Raw genomic sequence first — 16,604 nt, 5'->3', positions numbered from 1 at the left:
TGTTCGACCCCTCCGACGCCCGCTTCGTCCGGCTACCCTCGCGGGAGGACGGCGTCCCGGTCGACGAGCGGAGGAGGTCGCGTGGTCCGCACCAGGAAGGTCACGGTCGCCACCGACCGCCAGGGCCGCACCACCGGCTGGGCGGAGACGGAGCAGGCGCCACCGGCGCCGGTCGTGGCCGACCCGACCGCGGCGGCCTTCTTCGACGTCGACAACACGATGATGCAGGGCGCCTCGATCTACTGGTTCGCCCGCGGGCTGGCCGCCCGCAAGTACTTCACCACCGGGGACCTGGCCCGGTTCGCCTGGCAGCAGGCGCGGTTCCGGCTGCTGGCCACCGAGCACGCCGGCGACATGTCACAGGCCCGCGAGGCCGCGCTGGCCTTCGTCGAGGGCTGGCGGGTGGACGAGGTGGAACGGCTCGCCGAGGAGATCTTCGACGAGCTGATGGCGCCGCGGATCTGGGCCGGTACCCGACGGCTGGCGCAGCGTCACCTGGACGCCGGTGAGCGGGTCTGGCTGGTCAGCGCCGCGCCGGTGGAGATCGGCCGGGTGATCGCCGACCGGCTGGGGCTGACCGGCGCGATCGGCACGGTGGCCGAGGTGGTCGACGGGGCGTACACCGGCCGGCTGGTCGGCGAGCTGATGCACGGGCCGGCCAAGGCGGACGCGGTCAACCAGCTGGCCGCCGTGGAAGGGCTCGACCTGACCCGGTGCGTGGCCTACAGCGACTCGGCCAACGACCTGCCGATGCTCTCCACGGTCGGCCGGGCGGTGGCGATCAACCCGGACGGCGCGCTGCTACGCCAGGCCCGGGAGCGGGGCTGGGAGGTCCGTGACTTCCGGACCGGGCGACGGGCGTTCAGGATCGCCGTACCGTCGACCGCCGCGGCCGGGCTGCTGGCCGGCGCGGTCACCGCCGGCCTGGCGATGCAACGCCGCCGCCGCGCCACCTGACCGGTGGAGCGGGTCAGGGGCCGAACGGGTCGGGCCGGCGCTCGAGCAGTTCGTGCAGGGTGTGCTGGATGGTCTCCCGGACCTGGTCGGCGAGGTTGAACACGACCAGCGGGTCGTCGGCCGAGTCGGTGAGGTGCGCCGTCGGGATCGGCGGGCAGAACTGGATCAGCCACTTGCTCGGCAGCGGCACCATGCCCAGCGGCCCGAGCCAGGGGAAGGTCGGCGTGACGGGGAAGTACGGGAGCTTGAGCAGCCGGGCGAGCGGCTTGATGTCGGCGAGCATCGGATAGATCTCCTCGCCGCCGACGATGGCGACCGGGACGATCGGGGTGCCGGTACGCAGTGCCGCCGAGACGAACCCGCCCCGGCCGAACCGCTGGAGTTTGTACCGGTCCGAGTAGAGCTTGCCGACGCCCTTGAAGCCCTCGGGGAAGACGCCGACCAGCTCACCGGAGCTGAGCAGGCGCTCGGCGTCCGGGTTGCAGGCCACCGTGCCGCCGGTCTTGCGGGCGATCTCGGAGACCACCGGCATCCGGAAGACCAGGTCCGCGCCGAGCAGCCGCAGGTAGCGGCGGGCCGGATGCTGGTCGTGCAGGGCGGTGGAGAGGATCAGCGCGTCCAGCGCCACCGTGCCGGAGTGGTTGCCCACCACCAGGCCGGCGCCCTCGGCGGGCACGTGCTCCAGCCCGGCCACCTCGGTGCGGAACCAGTCCCGGTAGAGCAGCCGCAGCATCGGGTGGAAGACCGCCCCGGTCAGCTCCGGGTCGAAGCCGAACTCGTCGACCTCGTAGTCGCCGGAGAGCCGCCGCCGCAGGAACGACAGCCCGGAGGCGACCCGCCGGTCCCAGACGTCGCCCGGTCGGTCGGCCACCGCCGGCCCGCCCGGGGCTGCGGCGCGACCGCCGTTCACCGCCGGGCGACCGCTCGACGCCGGCTCCTCGGCCGCCGCGAGGTCCACCTCGTCGGCCGGCGCCGGCTCGTCGGCCGGCGCCGGCTCCGGGGCGACGGCCGGCCGGGCGGTACGCCGGTGACCGTTGCGCCGGGCCGGGTCCGCGTCCGGTCCGGCCAGGTGCAGGGGTACGTCGTACCGGCCGGTGTCCCGCCGCTCGTCCGGGTCGCTCACTGCCGCTCCTCCACGGCCGAGCGCACCTGTCGGATGCCCTCCAGGACCAGCTGCTCGGCGGCGGCCAACTGGTCCCGGCTCACCAGCGATCCACCGTGGTGGGCGCGGATGAAGTCGTCGAACGCGGCGGCGGTCGAGCGGGGCGTGAAGCCGTACTCGCGCTCCAGCCGGCCGGTGTCGACGACCCGGCCGTGCACGAAGAGGTCGACCTGGTCCAGGCCGTAGCGGCCGAAGCCCAGGTTGCGGGCCAGCGCGGCGGCCCCGGAGAGGCCCGGTTCGAGCACCGGCACGGCGACCCGGCCGGCCCGGCGGATCGCCTGGGAGAGCGAGAGCACCCCGGGACCGGCCACGTTGTACGTCCCCGGGTGGTCCTCGACGATCGACCGGTGCAGCACCTCCAGCGCGTCGTCGAAGTGCACGAACTGCAACCGGGGATCCCGACCGAAGACGGTGGGCACCAGCGGCTGGGAGAAGTAGCGGGTCAGGGTGGTGTCGGCGGTGGAGCCGATGAACGGGGCGAACCGCAGCACGGTGGCGGTCACGTCGGGCCGGCGGCGGCGGAAGCCGCGGACGTACCCCTCGATGTCGAGGATGTCGCGGCCGAAACCGCCGCGCGGCACCTCGCGCGGCTCGGTCTCCTCGGTGAAGACTGCCGGGTCGCGGAACGACGCGCCGTACGCGGCGGTCGAGGAGCGGACGACGAGCTTGCGCAGCCGGGGCGCCCGCTGGCAGGCGGCGAGGAGCTGCATGGTGCCGATGACGTTCTGGTCCTTCATCGCCGACCGGCCGCCGTGCTGCGGATCGGGCGCGCTGACCAGTGCCAGGTGCACCACGGCGTCGACCTCGAGGTCGGCGAGGAGGCCGCCGAGCGAGTCCAGGTCGAGGCGGACCCGTTCCACCCGGTCGAGCAGGTCGGTCACCTCGGGCCCCGGGGTGGTCGGGTCGACGCCGATCACCCGCTCGATCCGGGGATCGGTGGCGAGCCGGGCCGCCACGTGGGCGCCCAGGTAGCGGCCGACCCCGGTGACGACGACGACCCCCGGGGCACCGGAGGTGCCACCGGGGGTCATGTCGCGCTCCCACCTCGGCAGGCGGGATCGAGCCGGATCGTCCACGGCCTGATCACCTGAGCCTCCGAGGGTCGACAGTTGGCAGGTGCCGGGGTGCCGGGCCAGGCCCGGCCCCGGTCACTTGCCGAGACGGCGACGCTGGACGCGGGTCTTGCGCAGCAGCTTGCGGTGCTTCTTCTTAGCCATGCGCTTGCGGCGCTTCTTGACCACCGAGCCCATACGACAGCCTTTCGATGCAACGTTCGGGGCGGACCGTGACGACACCACCGGGGGCGGCGCGCACGGACGCTTCGGACAACGGACCGGACCGGCCTGTGGGCGTCGGGGCGCACCACTGCACGGTCACGGTCGGGTCCCAGGGTAGCCGGAGTGCGTCAGCAGGACCAACGCGCCCCCGTCGATACCCGTTACGTCGCACTCGGCGGTGGGTGCGGCGGCACCTCAGGCGGTTTCCTGGAAGGCGCCGCGCAGGTATTCGTGGACCGCGTGCTCGGGCACCCGGAACGACCGGCCGACCCGTACCGCGGTGAGTTCACCGCTGTGCACCAGCCGGTAGACCGTCATCTTGGACACCCGCATCACCGCCGCCACCTCGGCGACGGTGAGGAACCTGACATCCGACAGCCGACCGTCGGACTGCGACCCGGCCATGGCTCACCGACCCATCCCATGCCCGGCGCGTGCCACCGGGGGCGGATCTCCCGCTCCGACGGGCAACGCGCGTGTTACCAGTACGGTAGCGGGACGGCTGTGACCGGCGCGATCCCTTCCCGCGATTGATCATGCCGAACGGCCCGTTCACCCGACCGTGAGCTGCGGTTTTCGCCCCGTTCGGGCCCGCCGTCCCGTTGCCGGGACCGGGGGCGCTCACTCCGCCCGCAGCGCCACCACCGGGTCGAGCCGCCCGGCCCGCTGCGCCGGGACCACCCCGAAGACGATGCCGACCGCCGCCGAGACGCCGAAGGCCAGTGCCAGCGACCACCAGGTGATCGCGGCGGGCACCGGGGAGAGCGCGTCGGCGGTCAGCGCCGCACCCACCCCGAGGGCCATCCCGGTCACCCCGCCGATCGAGGTGAGCAGCACCGCCTCCAGCAGGAACTGGAGGCCGATGTCGCGGGGGCGCGCCCCGACCGCCTTGCGCAGGCCGATCTCCCGGGTCCGCTCGCGGACCGAGACCAGCATGATGTTGGAGACCCCCACCCCGCCGACCAGCAGCGAGATGCCGGCGATCGCGGCGAGCACCCCGGTGAGTACGCCGAGGATGTCCCCGAGCACGCCGAGGATCTGCTGCTGGGTGACGGCGCTGAACTCGGTGTCCGGGTGGCGCCGGGTCAGCTCGGCGACGATCCGGGCGCCCAGGTCGTCGATCCGCTCCCGGTCCGGCGCCTTGACCGCGATCCCGTCGATCCGCTGGGTGCCGTAGAGCCGGTGCGCCGCGGTCACCGGGATGTGCACCTCGTCGTCCCGGTCCACGCCGAGGCTCTGGCCCAGCGGGGCGAAGACGCCGATCACCCGGAACCGCACCCCGGCGATGCTGACCTGCTGGCCGATCGGGTCCCGGTCTCCGAAGAGCGCCCCGGCCACGGCCGCCCCGAGGACGGCCACCCGTCGGCTGGTGTCCACGTCGGAGGCGGTCAGGTAGCTGCCCCGGCCGAGCCGTCGGGTGAAGACCGCCGGGGTGGTCTCCAGCACGCCCTGCACGGTGGTGAAGTCGGAGCGCCGGCCGGCGCGTACAGTCTCGCCGGAGGCCACGGTGACCGCGACCCGCGACGGGTCGCCGACCACCCGGGACACCGCGTCCACATCGGCCAGGTCGAGCCGGGACACGGCCGGCGCGGAGCCGATGTCGATCCGGCCGGGGACCACCACCAGCAGGTTGGACCCGAGCCCCTCTACCTGCCGTTCCACCTCGCGCTTCGCGCCCGTGCCGATGGCCACCAGGACCACCACCGAGGCCACCCCGATGATCACGCCGAGCATGGTGAGGGCGCTGCGCATCCGGTTGGCGCGCAGCGCGTCCAGCGCCACCCGCCACGCCTCGGCGAACCTCACCGGGCCGCCTCCGCCCGCTCGGTGCCGTCGCCGGCCGTCGGGTCCGCGTCCCCGCCGGCCGCCGGACCGTCGGGTACGGCAGCGCTGTCGGCCGGTGGATCGTCGGCCGCGCTGTCGGCGACCACCACGCCGTCGCGCATGGTGATCCGACGGCGGGCCCGGGCGGCCACCTCGTTGTCGTGGGTGACCATCACCAGCGCCACCCCGGACTCGGTGTTCAGCTCCTCCAGCAGCGCCAGCACCGCCTGACCGTTGACGGTGTCCAGGTTGCCGGTCGGCTCGTCGGCGAGCAGCACCGTCGGGTCGGTGACCAGCGCCCGGGCGATCGCCACCCGCTGCTGCTCGCCACCGGAGAGCTGGTTGGGCCGGTGGTGCAGCCGGTGCCCCAGCCCGACCCGGCCCAGCACGGCCGCCGCCCGCTCCCGCCGCTGCCGGGCGCCGATTCCCCGGTAGACCAGGGGCAGCGCCACGTTGTCCACCGCCGAGGTGCGGGGCAGCAGGTGGAACGCCTGGAAGACGAAGCCGATGGTCTCGTTGCGCAGGGTCGCCAGCTCGGGCGGGGTGAGCGAGCCGACCTCCCGGCCGCCGAGCACCAACCGCCCGCCGGTCGGCCGGTCCAGCCCACCGAGCAGGTGCATCAGGGTGGACTTGCCCGAGCCGGACGGCCCGATCACCGCCACGTAGTCCCCGGCCGCCACGGTCAGCGTCACCCCGCGCAGCGCCGGCACGGACACCCCGTCGAGCTGGTACGTCCGGGACACGTCGACCGCCTCGATCGCCGGCGTCGCCATCCGGCTACCGGACTTCCTGGCCGTCGCTGACCTGGTCGGTGCCGCGGACCACCACCCGGTCGCCGGGTTGCACCCCGCTGACGATCTGCACCAGGTCCTGCCCCTGCACCCCGACGGTGACGGCGGCCCGGTCGGCGCGGCCGTCGCGGACCACCCAGACCGAGTCCCGGCCGTCGGCGGAGAAGACCGCCGAGGCGGGCACGGTGACCGCGTCGGCGGCCTCGCGTACCCGGAGGTGGACCAGGGCGTTCATGCCGGGTCGGGGCGCCGGCGCGGGCTCGCCCTCGCCCTGCTGGCCGCGCTCCAGCGACAGCCGCACCCGGTAGGTCACCCCGCCCCGGGCCGAGGTGGTCGGCAGGACGTCGACCGAGCCGACCCGCGCCCGGTAGCTGGCGCCGGGCACTGCGTCCAGCTCCGCCGTGGCGGTCACGCCGGCCCGGACCAGCAGCACGTCGGTCTCGTCGACCTCGGCGAGCAGGCCCAGCTCACCGACGTCCACCACGGTCAGCACCGGCGTGCCGGCGGTGACCCGGCCGCCGACCGGGATCGCGCCGTCCACGCCGGGCGGCGGGCCGGGCTGGGCGGGGGCGAGCGCCGACGGGTCGAGCCCGGCCGCCGCGCTGCCCCCGGCCGCGCCGAGCAGACCGGCCAGGTCGGCGGCGGAGGCGCCACCCGCGGCGGTGCCGCCGGGCTGGACCACCCCGCCGATCGGCGCGCGCAGGGTCAGCGCGTCGACGGTCGCCCTGGCCAGCTCGTACGCCTGCCGCGCCTGGAGCTGCTGCGCGCTGGCCAGCGCGTCGACGGCCGAGTTGAGGTTGCGCACGCCCCGCTGCACGGCCCGGACCGCCTCGTCGGCGGTACGCGCGGCCGACTCGTACTGCTGCTGCGCGGAGCGCACCTGGAGCAGCAGCGCGTCGCGCAGTTGCGGGTCACTGATCTTGCTGGCGGCGGTGCGCGCGGCCTCGTACGCCTGCGCGGCGGCCTTGTCGGTGCCCCGGCGCCGGCTGGTCAGCCCGCCGCCTCCGGCGCCGCCGGCCTGGTTCGCGGCGTCCAGCGCCTCGGTGGCCTGACGCAGCCGCTCCTGGGCCGACGGGGAGCCGACCACGGCGAGCACCTGTCCCTTGCGGACCCGCTGCCCGGGGCGGACGCGGAGGCTGACCAGGGTGCCGTCGGCGGGGGCGGTGAGGGTGGCGGCAGCCCGGGCGGTGACGGTCGCCGGGGCGTCGATCACCTCGTTGACCGGGGCGCGGGTCACCTGGGCCAAGGCGAGCGGGGACTTCTTGTCGCCGCAGGAGGCGGCGGTGGAGCCGGTGAGGGCGACGACGGCTAGCAGGGCGGTGAGCAGGCGGGGCCGCGGGGCCGTGCGGGGCCGCGGCGGGTGGGTGCGGACCACGAGCCCACCTTAGCGCCGGGCGTCGATGCCCCGCGCCGGGCCGGCCGGTCGGCGTCGGGTCCGGCCCGCGCGGGTCGTCCGGCCGGCCCGTGGCGCGCCGGTCAGGCCGGGTGGCCGCCGTGACTCAGCACGGCCCGGTCGACGGCCCAGACCGCGACGAGCAGCCCGCCGAGCACCGGGTGGCCGGCCAGGGCCAGCAGCAGCCCGGCCACGACGAAGCAGGCCGCCTGGACGGCCAGCTTCGCCGGCGCCGGCAGCCGGACACTCGCCCGGGGCGAGCAGAAGACGCCCCAGACCACGGCGATCAGCAGCGGCGCGCCGAGCCCGGCGAGCAGCCGCAGCGCAAGCCCGGCGTCCAGGGTGAACCCCCACCAGCCGGCGGCGACGAGCATCGCCAGTTCGACGACGAACGCGACGGTGAACAGCAGAGCCTTCATCGGGTCATCTCCGGCCAGTCTCGAAGGGCGGTGTCCAGGACGGCGACCAGTTGGTCGAAGGAGCGGTCCAGGTCGCGCGGCAGGCCGAAGCCGCCGGCCGCGGCCAGGGTGACGAAGCCGTGCACGGCGCTGCGCAGGATGCGGGCCGCGTCGACGGCGTCGTCGCCGGTGAGACCGTAGCCGCGCAGGATGGCGTAGATCGGGGCCAGCGCCCGCTCCCCCGCCGCCACGTGGTCCGGGTCGGCGTGGTCCGGGACCCGCTGGGCGGCCTGGTAGCGACCCGGGTGCCGGCGGGCGTAGTCGCGCCAGGCCGCGGCGACGGCCCGCAGCGCGTCGGCCCCGGCCCGGCCGGCCGCCGCCGTGGTCGTCGCGTCGGCCAGTTCGCCGACGGCGAGCGCGGCGAGCTTCCGGTCGAGCGCGTCGGCGCCCCGCACGTGCTTGTAGAGGCTGGGCAGGGCGACGCCGAGCCGGCCGGCGAGCGCGGCCAGGGTGAGCTTGTCGTACCCGACCTCGTCGGCGAGTTCGGCGGCGGACCGGACCACGGTCTGCGGGGTCAGGCCGGCCCTAGGCACGGGCGGTCACCCCCAGGAACTCGATCAGGTCGGCGGCGGTGGCGTCGGGCTGGTCGGCGTACGGGTAGTGCCCGGCGTCGGCGATCATGCGCGCCTCGGCGACCGGGAAGTGCCGGCGGGCGGCCCGCGCCTCCGCGCCCGGGTCGGAGAAGTCGGGGTCCTTGGCGCCCATCAGGACCAGGACCGGCTGCCGCACCGCGCGGGCCTGGTCGGTCCAGTGCGGCTCGACCGGCGCGACCACGCCGCGGACCGCGTCCATCCGGCCGCGCAGCCGGGCGACCAGCTCCCTGCGGTACGCGGCGTCGTCGGCGGGCCGGACGTCGGCGAAGCGGGTGCGGTGGAACATCCCGAACAGCCGGGGGCTGCGCAGGACCAGGTCCTGGATCGCCACCAGGAAGCGGTTCGGCCGGGCGACGAACGGGCCGATCTGCACGATGCCGTTGACCAGTTCGAGCGCCTCGCTGGCGGCGAAGACCACGGCCGCGCCGCTGGACGAGCTGCCGACCAGGGTGGCCGGCCCGCCGTCGAGGTGGCGGACCACGGCGAGCAGGTCGGCCCCCACCTCCGCCGGGGTGTACGAGGGCCAGTGCGGGCTGGAGTCGCCGTGTCCGCGTACGTCGACGGAGGCCACCCGGTAACCGGCGGCCACCAGTCGGGGCGTCAGGTGCCGGAAGGCGGCCCGCCACTCCCCCATGGCATGGGAGAGGACCACCAGCGGCCCCTCGCCGTGCACCTCGTACGCGATCGTCCCGCCGTCCCGAACCACCTGGCTAATCTCCATAGCCATAAAGCTAATGCCATTAGCTTCTGTCGTCAAGACCCGGAGACGTAACCGGCCCGCGCACCGCCGAGGACGGTGAGCGGGCCGGTGGAGGCCGCAGGGGGTGACTACTTCTTGGAGATCAGCGCCCGACCGAAGAAGGCCAGGTTGGCGGGGCGCTCGGCGAGCCGGCGCATCAGGTAGCCGTACCACTGGTCGCCGTAGGGGACGTAGGTGCGCACGGTGTAGCCCTCACCCACCAGGCGCTGCTGCTCCTCCGGGCGGATGCCGTACAGCATCTGGAACTCGAAGCGGTCCGGGCCGCGGTCGAACCAGCGGGCCCGGTCCTCGCCGATCGCGATCAGCCGGGGGTCGTGGGTGGCCAGCATCGGATAGCCGTCACCGGACATCAGCACGTTCAGGCAGCGCACGTACGACTTGTCCACCTCGCGGGCCGACTGGTACGCCACCGACTCGGGCTCCTTGTACGCCCCCTTGCAGAGCCGCACCCGCGAACCGGCCGCGGCCAGCTCCCGGCAGTCCGACTCGGTCCGCCGCAGGTACGCCTGGAGCACCGCCCCGGTCGACGGGAAGTCCTTGCGCAGCCGGGCCAGGATGTCCAGCGTCGAGTCGGTGGTGGTGTGGTCCTCCATGTCCAGGGTGACCGTGGTGCCCGCCGCGTCGGCCGCCACGCAGATCGCCCGGGCATTGTCGTACGCGAGCTGCTCGTCGAACATCTGCCCCAGCGCGGAGAGCTTCACGCTCACCTCGGCGGCGGGGGTGAGCCCGGCGGCGCCGAGCAGCCGCAGCAGCTTGAGGTATTCGTCGCGGGTGGCGTTCGCCTGCTCGGGGGTGACGGTGTCCTCGCCGAGGTGGTCGAGGGTGACCGCTTGGCCGTCGGCGACGAGCTCGCGGGTCGCGCGCAACGCGTCGTCGGTGCCGGCGCCGGCGACGAACCGGCGGACGACGTCCCGGGTGAACGGGGCCGTCGCAACGAGCCGCTCGACCTGGGATGACCGGGAGGCGGCGAGGATGACGGAACGGAGCATGAGCCGAGCGTAACGCCCGCCCCGGACCCCCCGCCCGGCGGCGGCGACCAACGTCACGCACCGTGCGCCCCGGGCGGAAGGAGGGGCCCCCTGTTAACGGACGTCTGTTAACAGGGGGCCCCTCCTAACCCCACACCGATAGCGCGGATCGGCTACAACGATCACGTGGAACGACACCCCCGACGCCGACTCCGGTCGGCCACCGTGCAGCTCGGCGCGCTGACCGCCCTCGCGCTGGCGCTCTCCGGCTGCAACCTGACCGACGACGACGATGACGACTGCGCGCTCGGTCCGGCCGGGGGCGGCGGCGACACCGTGGCGCTGGCGCTGCGGGTCCCCGCGCCGTCGGCCGCCCGGGACACTCCCACGCCGGTCGCCGCGGCCCTGCCCGAGCGCGGCGGGTTCGGCACCCACCTCGCCTCCTGCGGCGGCTGACGATGCGCCGCGAGGCGGTCACCCCCCGCCCGGACTGGGACGCCACCATCCGCTCCCAGGGCCTGGTCTACGTCGACACCGAGCTGCCCGACGGCGGGATCATGTCGTACTGGGACGAGACGGCGGCGTACGCGTTCGACCTCGACGAGGTGCTCCGACTGGAGGAGGCGACCGAGGAGCTGCACCGGATGTGCGTGGCCGCCGCCGAGCACGTGGTGGCCCGCGGCCGGTACGCCGAGTTCGGCATCCCGGGCTGGGCCGCCGAGGCGGTCGCGCGCTCGCTGCGGGAGGGCCCGCCAAGCCTGTACGGCCGCTTCGACCTGCGCTACGACGGCTCCTGGCCGCCCAAGCTGCTGGAGTACAACGCCGACACCCCGACCTCGCTGGTCGAGGCGGCCATCGTGCAGTGGTTCTGGCTGGAGGACACCCGGCCGGAGGCCGACCAGTGGAACAGCCTGCACGAGCGGCTGGTCGGCGCGTGGGCGAAGATCGGCGCCGGCCTGCACGACCGGCGGGTGCACGTGGCCTGGTCGAACGAGGAGGAGTCCGGCGAGGACCAGATGACCGCCGGCTACCTGGCCGAGACCGCCCGCCAGGCGGGGCTGGCCGCCGAGCTGCTGCCGATCCAGGAGATCGGCTGGGACGGGCGGCGCTTCGTCGACGCGGCGGACCAGCCGGTCACCACCTGCTTCAAGCTCTATCCGTGGGAGTGGATGCTGGCCGAGCCGTACGGGCCGCCGGCGCTCGACCCGGGCACCCCGACCACCTGGATCGAGCCGGCCTGGAAGCTGCTGCTGTCGAACAAGGCGCTGCTCGCCGTGCTCTGGGAGCTGTACCCGGGGCACGAGTACCTGCTGCCGGCCTACCTGGACTCGCCGCGGGGCATGACCGCGTACGTGGCCAAGCCGCTGCTGGGCCGGGAGGGCGGCTCGATCCGGATCGTCACCGACGGTGACGAGATCACCAATCCGGGGATCTACGGCGACGAGGGCTACTGCTATCAGGAGTTCCGGGCGCTGCCCGAGTTCGCCGGGAACCGTACGGTGCTGGGCAGCTGGATCGTCGGCGGGGAGGCGGCCGGGCTGGGGGTGCGGGAGAGCGAGAGCCTGATCACCGACGGTTACGCCCGGTTCCTGCCGCACTACATCGACGCGCCGCGTGTCCCGTGAGTCGTCTACCGTTGGTGTCGTGAACTTCGACGCGTACGCCCGGACCGGGGTCGACCTCGTCAACGCCCGGCTGGACGACCTCGACGCCCTGCGGGCCCTCTTCCCCGACGAGAACGCGTGGATGCGCGACGAGGTCGCGGAGCGCGACCTGGCGACGTTCCGGCGGGCGCAGAAGCGCCTCCGCGACATCTTCGAGTACGGCACCTCGGGGCGGGACGCCGAGGCGGTGGCGGAGCTGAACGCGCTGCTGGAGGCGTACCCGGTCCAGCCGCGCATCTCCGGCCACGACTCCAGCGACTGGCACATGCACGTCACCAGCCGGGGCTCCTCGGTGAGCGCGGAATACCTGGCCGGCGCGGCCTGGGGCCTCTCGGTCTGGCTCTGCGAGTACGGCAGCGCCCGGTTCGGGGTCTGCGCCGACGAGCGCTGCGGCAACGTCTACCTGGACACGTCCTCGAACTGCTGCCGCCGCTTCTGCTCCGAGCGCTGCGCCACCCGCTCCCACGTCGCCGCCCACCGCGCCCGCAAACGCGCCGCCACCCTCACCCCCACCCCCGCCTGACCCACCCCACCCCGCCCCGGGCCGGCGCGGGCCGGGGGGTCAGGCGTTGAGGGGGGAGGGGGCCGTGAGGTTGGCCCTGGCGAACTGCAGGGACTCGCGCAGGTCGGCCTCGCGGACGGCGCGGCTCTTGGCGCCTCTCGTGGTGACCTCCACGGCCACCGAGCCGGTGAAGCCGCGGCCGGCGAGCGAGCGGAGCAGCTCGGCGCAGGGCTGACCGCCCCGGCCGGGGACCAGGTGCTCGTCGCGGCCCTCGCCGGTGCCGTCACCGAGGTGGACGTGCGCCAGCGCGTCGCCCATCCGGTCGGCCATCGCCAGCGCGTCGGTGTGCGAGGCGGCGCAGTGCGACAGGTCCAGCGTGTAGGAGGAGTAGCCGGTCTCGGTCGGGTCCCAGCCAGGCACGTACGGGACGAACTGCCGGCCGGCCATCCGCACCGGGTACATGTTCTCCACGGCGAAGCGCAGCCCGCCGAACCGCTCCTCGATCTCGGCCAGCCCCTCGGCGAAGCCCCGCGCGTAGTCGCGCTGCCAGGTGAACGGCGGGTGCACCACCACGGTCGGCGCGCCCAGCGTCTCGGCCAGCTCCGCCGAGCGGCGCAGCCGCTCCCACGGGTCGGGGCTCCACACCCGCTGGGTGACCAGCAGGCAGGGGGCGTGCACCGAGAGCACCGGCATGCCGTAGTGCTCGGAGAGGCCGCGCAGCGCCCCGGCGTCCTGGCTCACCGCGTCGGTCCAGACCATCACCTCGATGCCGTCGTAGCCGACCGCGGCGGCCAGCTGGAAGGCCGCCGCGGTCCGCTCGGGGAAGACCGAGGACGTGGAGAGGAGCACCGGGACGTGGGAAGTCACATCCATCAGGGTAACCGGGGTCGCGAACGGACACCGTGACGAGTCACCGCAAAGCGCCCGTAACCGCCGACCACGTCACTTCGGTTCGAGCTGGTCCAGCCGGCGCAGGATGACCCCCTCGCGCAGCGCCCACGGGCAGATGTCCAACGACTCGATGTCCAGCCGACGCAGCACCGCCTCGGCGACCACGGCGCCGGCCAGCAACTGGTGGGCGCGTCCCGGGCTCACCCCCTCCAGCTCCGGCAGCTGGGCCGGCGGGATGTGCCGGACGAAGCCGGTCACCAGCCGCAGCCCGGTCCGGGTCAGGCTGCGCCGGGCCCACAGCCCGGAACCGGAGGGCGCCGCGCCGGCCAGCCGGGCCAACGTCCGGAACGTCTTCGAGGTGGCCACCGGCCGATCCCAGCCCACCGCGGCCAGCTTCTCCACCACCGGGTCGAGCAGCTCGTCGACGTACTCCCGCAGCTCCTGCACGGCCTCGGCCGACGGCGGCACCAGGCCGGACGGGTCGACCCGCAGCCGCTCCCGGCTGAGCCGGCCGGCGCCCAGCGGCAGCGACTCGGCCACCTCCGGGTCCTCGTCGATCCCGGCCGCCAGCTCCAGCGAGCCGCCGCCGATGTCCAGCACCAGCAGCCGGCCGGCGGACCAGCCGAACCACCGCCGGACCGCCAGGAACGTCATCCGCGCCTCGTCCGCACCGGGCAGCACCTCCAGGCGTACGCCGGTGGCCTCCCGGACCCGGGCGAGCACCTCGGCCGCGTTGGTGGCGTCCCGGACCGCGGACGTCGCGAAGGCGATCAGGTCCTCCGCGCCGTGCCCGGTCGCCGCGGCCCGGGCCATCCCGACCGCCTCGACCAGGCTCTCCGCGCCGGCCTCGGTCAGTGCCCCGTCCGGGCCGATCTGTTCGGCCAGCCGCAGCACCACCTTCTCCGAGTGGGCCGGCCAGGGGTGGGCGCCGTGGTGGGCGTCGACCACCAGCAGGTGGACGGTGTTGGAACCGACGTCGAGGACTCCCAGTCGCATGGCAACGACACTAGGGCCAATGTGTTTCGTCGGCTCACCGGCCGGCCCGGGTCACCCCGCGTACGCTGGTCCGGGTGACGAGCCAGGTGGAGCTGCGGGTGCTGGTGGACGACCCCGACGACCCGCGAAGTCGGGAGGTCGGGCTGGACTTCCCCCGGGAGTGGATCGAGTTCGTCGACCCGGCCGACGAGCGGCACGTGGTCCGCGCCGACCTGACCTGGCTGCTGTCCCGCTGGACCTGCGTCTTCGGCAAGGGCTGCCACGGCATCGTCGCCGGCCGCGCCGCCGACGGCTGCTGCTCGCACGGCGCGTTCTTCACCGACGCCGACGACGAGAAGCGGGTCCGGGCGGCGGTCAAGCGGCTCACCCCGCAGACCTGGCAGCACTTCCGCAAGGGCTTCAAGAACTGGACCGAGGAGGACACGGTCGACGGCAAGAACCCGGCCCGACGGACCGCCACCCGCAGCGAGGACGCGCCCTGCGTCTTCCTCAACGACGCCGACTTCCCGGCCGGCGGCGGCTGCGCCCTGCACGCCCAGGCGCTGCGCGACGGGGTGCACCCGCTGGAATACAAGCCGGACGTCTGCTGGCAGCTGCCGGTCCGCCGGGACCAGGAGTGGCACAAGCGACCGGACAACACGCAGGTGCTGATCTCCACGCTCGCCGAGTTCGACCGGCGGGGCTGGGGCGCCGGCGGGCACGACCTGGACTGGTGGTGCACCTCTTCCACCGACGCGCACGTCGGCGCCGAGCCGATGTACGTCTCGTACGGGCCGGAGCTGACCGCGCTGGTCGGCGCGCCCGCGTACGCGAAGCTGGCCGAGCTGTGCGCGGCCCGGCTGCGCCAGGGCCAGATCGCCCCCCACCCGGCCAGCGCGTAAGGAAGGGCCCCTTCTTAACGCCTGCGGTATAGCAGGGGCCCCCTGTTAACAGCCCGATCAGCCGAGCGCGGCGTCGACCAGGGCGCGGGCGCTGCGCTTCGCCGCCTCGGCGACCGCCGGGTCGCCGTCGAGCACGCCGGCGGCCAGGCCACCGTCGAGCAGCAGGGTGAGCTGGCGGGCCAACAGCTCCGGCTCGGCCGCGCCGGCCCGCCGGGCCAGGTCGGTCACCCAGGCCCGGACCACGTCCTTGTGCTCGACCGTACGGGCGTGCACCTCGCTGCCGGTCGGGAACTCGGCGGCGGTGTTGATGAACGCGCAGCCGTGGTAGCCCTCCCGGCGGCAGGCGCCGGCGAGCGCGTCGTACATGCCGACGAGCTGGTCGCGGGGGGCGTCACCGGCGGCCCGGGCGGCGGCCCGCAGCGCGCCGAACCACGCCTGGTCGACCTTGTCCAGGTACGCCAGCACGAGGTCGTCCTTGCGCGGGAAGTGCTTGTAGAGGGTCGCCTTGGCCACCCCCGACTCGGCGATCACCGTGTCGACGCCCACCCCCCTGGGCCCGTACGCGTAGAAGAGCCGGAAGGCGGTCTCCAGGATGCGCTCCCGGGCGGAGCCGGCAGGGGTGCGCGGCGCGGGCATGGATCCTCCTCGGTCGGTGCGGCTGAGCCTACAGACCGGCCTGTCTATTTTTCCCGCCAGGCCAGCAGCGCCAGCTCTGGTGGTAGACAGACCTGTCTGTTAGCTTGGCTTCATCGAGCGCTGTGCACGGGGCACCGCGCGACCACCGACAGGACGGAACGACATGCGCATCGGGGTACTGGGCACCGGCATGGTCGGCCGGGCGATCGCGGCCCGCGCGGCCGAGCTGGGGCACGACGTCACCGTCGGCACCCGCGACGTGGCAGCCACGCGGGGCGGCGACTGGTCCGACTGGGCCGCCGCGCACCCGACCGTCACCCTGGCCACCCACGCCGGAGCCGTCACCGACGCCGAGCTGGTGGTCAACGCGACCAGCGGCGACGGCTCCCTGCCGGCGCTGGGCGCGGCCGGCGAGGAGAACCTGGCCGGCAAGGTGCTGCTCGACATCGCCAACCCGCTCGACTTCAGCAACGGCTTCCCGCCCACCCTGTCGGTGCTCAACGACGACTCGCTGGGCGAGCGGATCCAGCGGGAATTCCCGCGGACCCGGGTGGTGAAGGCGCTCAACACCCTCACCGCCGACCTGATGACGCACCCCCGGCAGCTCGCCGACGGCGCGCACACGGTCTTCGTCTCCGGCGACGACGCGGACGCCAAGAAGCAGGTCACCGAGCTGCTGACCAGCTTCGGCCACACCGACGTGATCGACCTGGGCGACATCGGCACCGCCCGGGGCACCGAGATGCTGCTGCCCCTCTGGCTGCGCCTCTACGGCCGGCTCGGCAACCCGATCTTCAACATCAAGGTCGTCCGCTGACCTGTGCGTTAAGAAGGGGCCCCTGCTATGCAGA

Annotated in this window: 20 protein-coding genes; 6 read left to right on the top strand and 14 right to left on the bottom strand. The window is 74.3% G+C overall.

The features are described 5' to 3' along the window. Positions 1 to 81: 81 nt before the first annotated feature. Positions 82 to 957 carry an HAD family hydrolase gene (locus GA0070564_RS21545; RefSeq protein WP_091611435.1) on the top strand — a complete coding sequence of 292 codons (876 nt, stop codon included), beginning with the start codon at positions 82 to 84 and terminating at the stop codon, positions 955 to 957. Positions 958 to 970: 13 nt separating this feature from the next. Here the strand turns inward: GA0070564_RS21545 and GA0070564_RS21540 are convergent, their stop codons facing one another. From GA0070564_RS21540 to GA0070564_RS21490, 11 genes are all read right to left on the bottom strand, one after another. Next, positions 971 to 1,867 (bottom strand): lysophospholipid acyltransferase family protein, encoded by an 897-nt coding sequence (locus GA0070564_RS21540; protein ID WP_091611698.1) that lies wholly within the window; start codon positions 1,865 to 1,867, stop codon positions 971 to 973. 209 nt (positions 1,868 to 2,076) lie between these two features. After that, positions 2,077 to 3,150, bottom strand: a complete 1,074-nt coding sequence (locus tag GA0070564_RS21535) for an NAD-dependent epimerase/dehydratase family protein (RefSeq protein ID WP_091611433.1) — start codon at positions 3,148 to 3,150, stop codon at positions 2,077 to 2,079. A 117-nt stretch (positions 3,151 to 3,267) separates the two neighbouring features. Continuing rightward, positions 3,268 to 3,369, bottom strand: a complete 102-nt coding sequence (locus GA0070564_RS21530; RefSeq protein WP_007465623.1) for a 30S ribosomal protein bS22 — start codon at positions 3,367 to 3,369, stop codon at positions 3,268 to 3,270. 222 nt (positions 3,370 to 3,591) lie between these two features. After that, positions 3,592 to 3,801 (bottom strand): helix-turn-helix domain-containing protein, encoded by a 210-nt coding sequence (locus GA0070564_RS21525; RefSeq protein ID WP_088968591.1) that lies wholly within the window; start codon positions 3,799 to 3,801, stop codon positions 3,592 to 3,594. Positions 3,802 to 4,017: 216 nt separating this feature from the next. After that, positions 4,018 to 5,202 carry an ABC transporter permease gene (locus GA0070564_RS21520; protein ID WP_091611430.1) on the bottom strand — a complete coding sequence of 395 codons (1,185 nt, stop codon included), beginning with the start codon at positions 5,200 to 5,202 and terminating at the stop codon, positions 4,018 to 4,020. Then, positions 5,199 to 5,993, bottom strand: a complete 795-nt coding sequence (locus tag GA0070564_RS21515; protein ID WP_342672567.1) for an ABC transporter ATP-binding protein — start codon at positions 5,991 to 5,993, stop codon at positions 5,199 to 5,201. Before GA0070564_RS21515 ends, GA0070564_RS21520 begins: the two co-directional genes overlap by 4 nt. Before the next feature lie 4 nt (positions 5,994 to 5,997). Further along, a complete protein-coding gene (locus tag GA0070564_RS21510) occupies positions 5,998 to 7,386 on the bottom strand; it encodes an efflux RND transporter periplasmic adaptor subunit (protein WP_091611426.1) in 1,389 nt (462 codons plus the stop codon). Between the two features lie 101 nt (positions 7,387 to 7,487). Further along, positions 7,488 to 7,823 (bottom strand): YrdB family protein, encoded by a 336-nt coding sequence (locus tag GA0070564_RS21505; protein WP_091611424.1) that lies wholly within the window; start codon positions 7,821 to 7,823, stop codon positions 7,488 to 7,490. Further along, positions 7,820 to 8,395, bottom strand: a complete 576-nt coding sequence (locus tag GA0070564_RS21500) for a TetR/AcrR family transcriptional regulator (protein ID WP_091611421.1) — start codon at positions 8,393 to 8,395, stop codon at positions 7,820 to 7,822. The genes GA0070564_RS21505 and GA0070564_RS21500 overlap by 4 nt, the downstream gene beginning before the upstream one ends. Continuing rightward, positions 8,388 to 9,176 (bottom strand): alpha/beta fold hydrolase, encoded by a 789-nt coding sequence (locus GA0070564_RS21495; RefSeq protein ID WP_091611419.1) that lies wholly within the window; start codon positions 9,174 to 9,176, stop codon positions 8,388 to 8,390. Before GA0070564_RS21495 ends, GA0070564_RS21500 begins: the two co-directional genes overlap by 8 nt. A 107-nt stretch (positions 9,177 to 9,283) precedes the next feature. Continuing rightward, positions 9,284 to 10,204 carry a proline dehydrogenase family protein gene (locus GA0070564_RS21490; RefSeq protein WP_091611414.1) on the bottom strand — a complete coding sequence of 307 codons (921 nt, stop codon included), beginning with the start codon at positions 10,202 to 10,204 and terminating at the stop codon, positions 9,284 to 9,286. Positions 10,205 to 10,369: 165 nt separating this feature from the next. On the opposite strand from GA0070564_RS21490, the gene GA0070564_RS21485 reads away from it, so the two are divergent. Genes GA0070564_RS21485 through GA0070564_RS21475 form a run of 3 tightly spaced genes read left to right on the top strand, consistent with a single transcriptional unit; the run spans position 10,370 to position 12,370 of the window. Then, a complete protein-coding gene (locus tag GA0070564_RS21485; RefSeq protein WP_245670136.1) occupies positions 10,370 to 10,639 on the top strand; it encodes a hypothetical protein in 270 nt (89 codons plus the stop codon). Between the two features lie 2 nt (positions 10,640 to 10,641). After that, positions 10,642 to 11,808: a glutathionylspermidine synthase family protein gene (locus tag GA0070564_RS21480; protein WP_091611407.1), complete on the top strand. Its 1,167-nt coding sequence runs from the start codon at positions 10,642 to 10,644 to the stop codon at positions 11,806 to 11,808. A 19-nt stretch (positions 11,809 to 11,827) separates the two neighbouring features. Continuing rightward, on the top strand, positions 11,828 to 12,370 hold the full coding sequence (locus GA0070564_RS21475; protein WP_091611404.1) for a CGNR zinc finger domain-containing protein: 543 nt from the start codon (positions 11,828 to 11,830) through the stop codon (positions 12,368 to 12,370). Between the two features lie 39 nt (positions 12,371 to 12,409). Here GA0070564_RS21475 and GA0070564_RS21470 read toward each other — a convergent pair whose 3' ends face one another. Together GA0070564_RS21470 and GA0070564_RS21465 are read right to left on the bottom strand one after the other, a co-directional pair. Then, the gene (locus tag GA0070564_RS21470) at positions 12,410 to 13,216 is read right to left on the bottom strand and encodes a sugar phosphate isomerase/epimerase family protein (protein ID WP_176730779.1); all 807 of its coding nucleotides are present in this window, start codon (positions 13,214 to 13,216) and stop codon (positions 12,410 to 12,412) included. 75 nt (positions 13,217 to 13,291) lie between these two features. Next, complete coding sequence (locus GA0070564_RS21465) at positions 13,292 to 14,236, bottom strand: Ppx/GppA phosphatase family protein (RefSeq protein WP_091611397.1); 945 nt, start codon at positions 14,234 to 14,236, stop codon at positions 13,292 to 13,294. 74 nt (positions 14,237 to 14,310) lie between these two features. Between GA0070564_RS21465 and GA0070564_RS21460 the strand changes: the two genes are divergently transcribed. Then, positions 14,311 to 15,117 (top strand): DUF3109 family protein, encoded by an 807-nt coding sequence (locus tag GA0070564_RS21460; protein ID WP_091611393.1) that lies wholly within the window; start codon positions 14,311 to 14,313, stop codon positions 15,115 to 15,117. Positions 15,118 to 15,174: 57 nt separating this feature from the next. Here GA0070564_RS21460 and GA0070564_RS21455 read toward each other — a convergent pair whose 3' ends face one another. Further along, entirely contained in the window at positions 15,175 to 15,753 is a 579-nt protein-coding gene (locus tag GA0070564_RS21455) for a TetR/AcrR family transcriptional regulator (protein ID WP_091611389.1), read from the bottom strand. A 163-nt stretch (positions 15,754 to 15,916) separates the two neighbouring features. On the opposite strand from GA0070564_RS21455, the gene GA0070564_RS21450 reads away from it, so the two are divergent. Then, positions 15,917 to 16,570 (top strand): NADPH-dependent F420 reductase, encoded by a 654-nt coding sequence (locus GA0070564_RS21450; protein WP_091611385.1) that lies wholly within the window; start codon positions 15,917 to 15,919, stop codon positions 16,568 to 16,570. The last annotated feature ends 34 nt before the right edge of the window (positions 16,571 to 16,604 follow it).

The organism is Micromonospora mirobrigensis, from assembly GCF_900091555.1.
GTDB lineage: Bacteria > Actinomycetota > Actinomycetes > Mycobacteriales > Micromonosporaceae > Micromonospora > Micromonospora mirobrigensis.
The sequence above is the reverse complement of the archived record's forward strand: the minus strand, read 5'-3'. Positions and strand labels throughout refer to the sequence as shown.

Bases quoted from the DNA above. Each gene is read 5' to 3' on its own strand.
- GA0070564_RS21535 (WP_091611433.1), bottom strand. From the start codon at position 3,150: ATGACCCCCGGTGGCACCTCCGGTGCCCCGGGGGTCGTCGTCGTCACC.
- GA0070564_RS21530 (WP_007465623.1), bottom strand. From the start codon at position 3,369: ATGGGCTCGGTGGTCAAGAAGCGCCGCAAGCGCATGGCTAAGAAGAAG.
- GA0070564_RS21525 (WP_088968591.1), bottom strand. From the start codon at position 3,801: ATGGCCGGGTCGCAGTCCGACGGTCGGCTGTCGGATGTCAGGTTCCTC.
- GA0070564_RS21515 (WP_342672567.1), bottom strand. From the start codon at position 5,993: ATGGCGACGCCGGCGATCGAGGCGGTCGACGTGTCCCGGACGTACCAG.
- GA0070564_RS21505 (WP_091611424.1), bottom strand. From the start codon at position 7,823: ATGAAGGCTCTGCTGTTCACCGTCGCGTTCGTCGTCGAACTGGCGATG.
- GA0070564_RS21495 (WP_091611419.1), bottom strand. From the start codon at position 9,176: ATGGAGATTAGCCAGGTGGTTCGGGACGGCGGGACGATCGCGTACGAG.
- GA0070564_RS21490 (WP_091611414.1), bottom strand. From the start codon at position 10,204: ATGCTCCGTTCCGTCATCCTCGCCGCCTCCCGGTCATCCCAGGTCGAG.
- GA0070564_RS21480 (WP_091611407.1), top strand. From the start codon at position 10,642: ATGCGCCGCGAGGCGGTCACCCCCCGCCCGGACTGGGACGCCACCATC.
- GA0070564_RS21465 (WP_091611397.1), bottom strand. From the start codon at position 14,236: ATGCGACTGGGAGTCCTCGACGTCGGTTCCAACACCGTCCACCTGCTG.
- GA0070564_RS21455 (WP_091611389.1), bottom strand. From the start codon at position 15,753: ATGCCCGCGCCGCGCACCCCTGCCGGCTCCGCCCGGGAGCGCATCCTG.
- GA0070564_RS21450 (WP_091611385.1), top strand. From the start codon at position 15,917: ATGCGCATCGGGGTACTGGGCACCGGCATGGTCGGCCGGGCGATCGCG.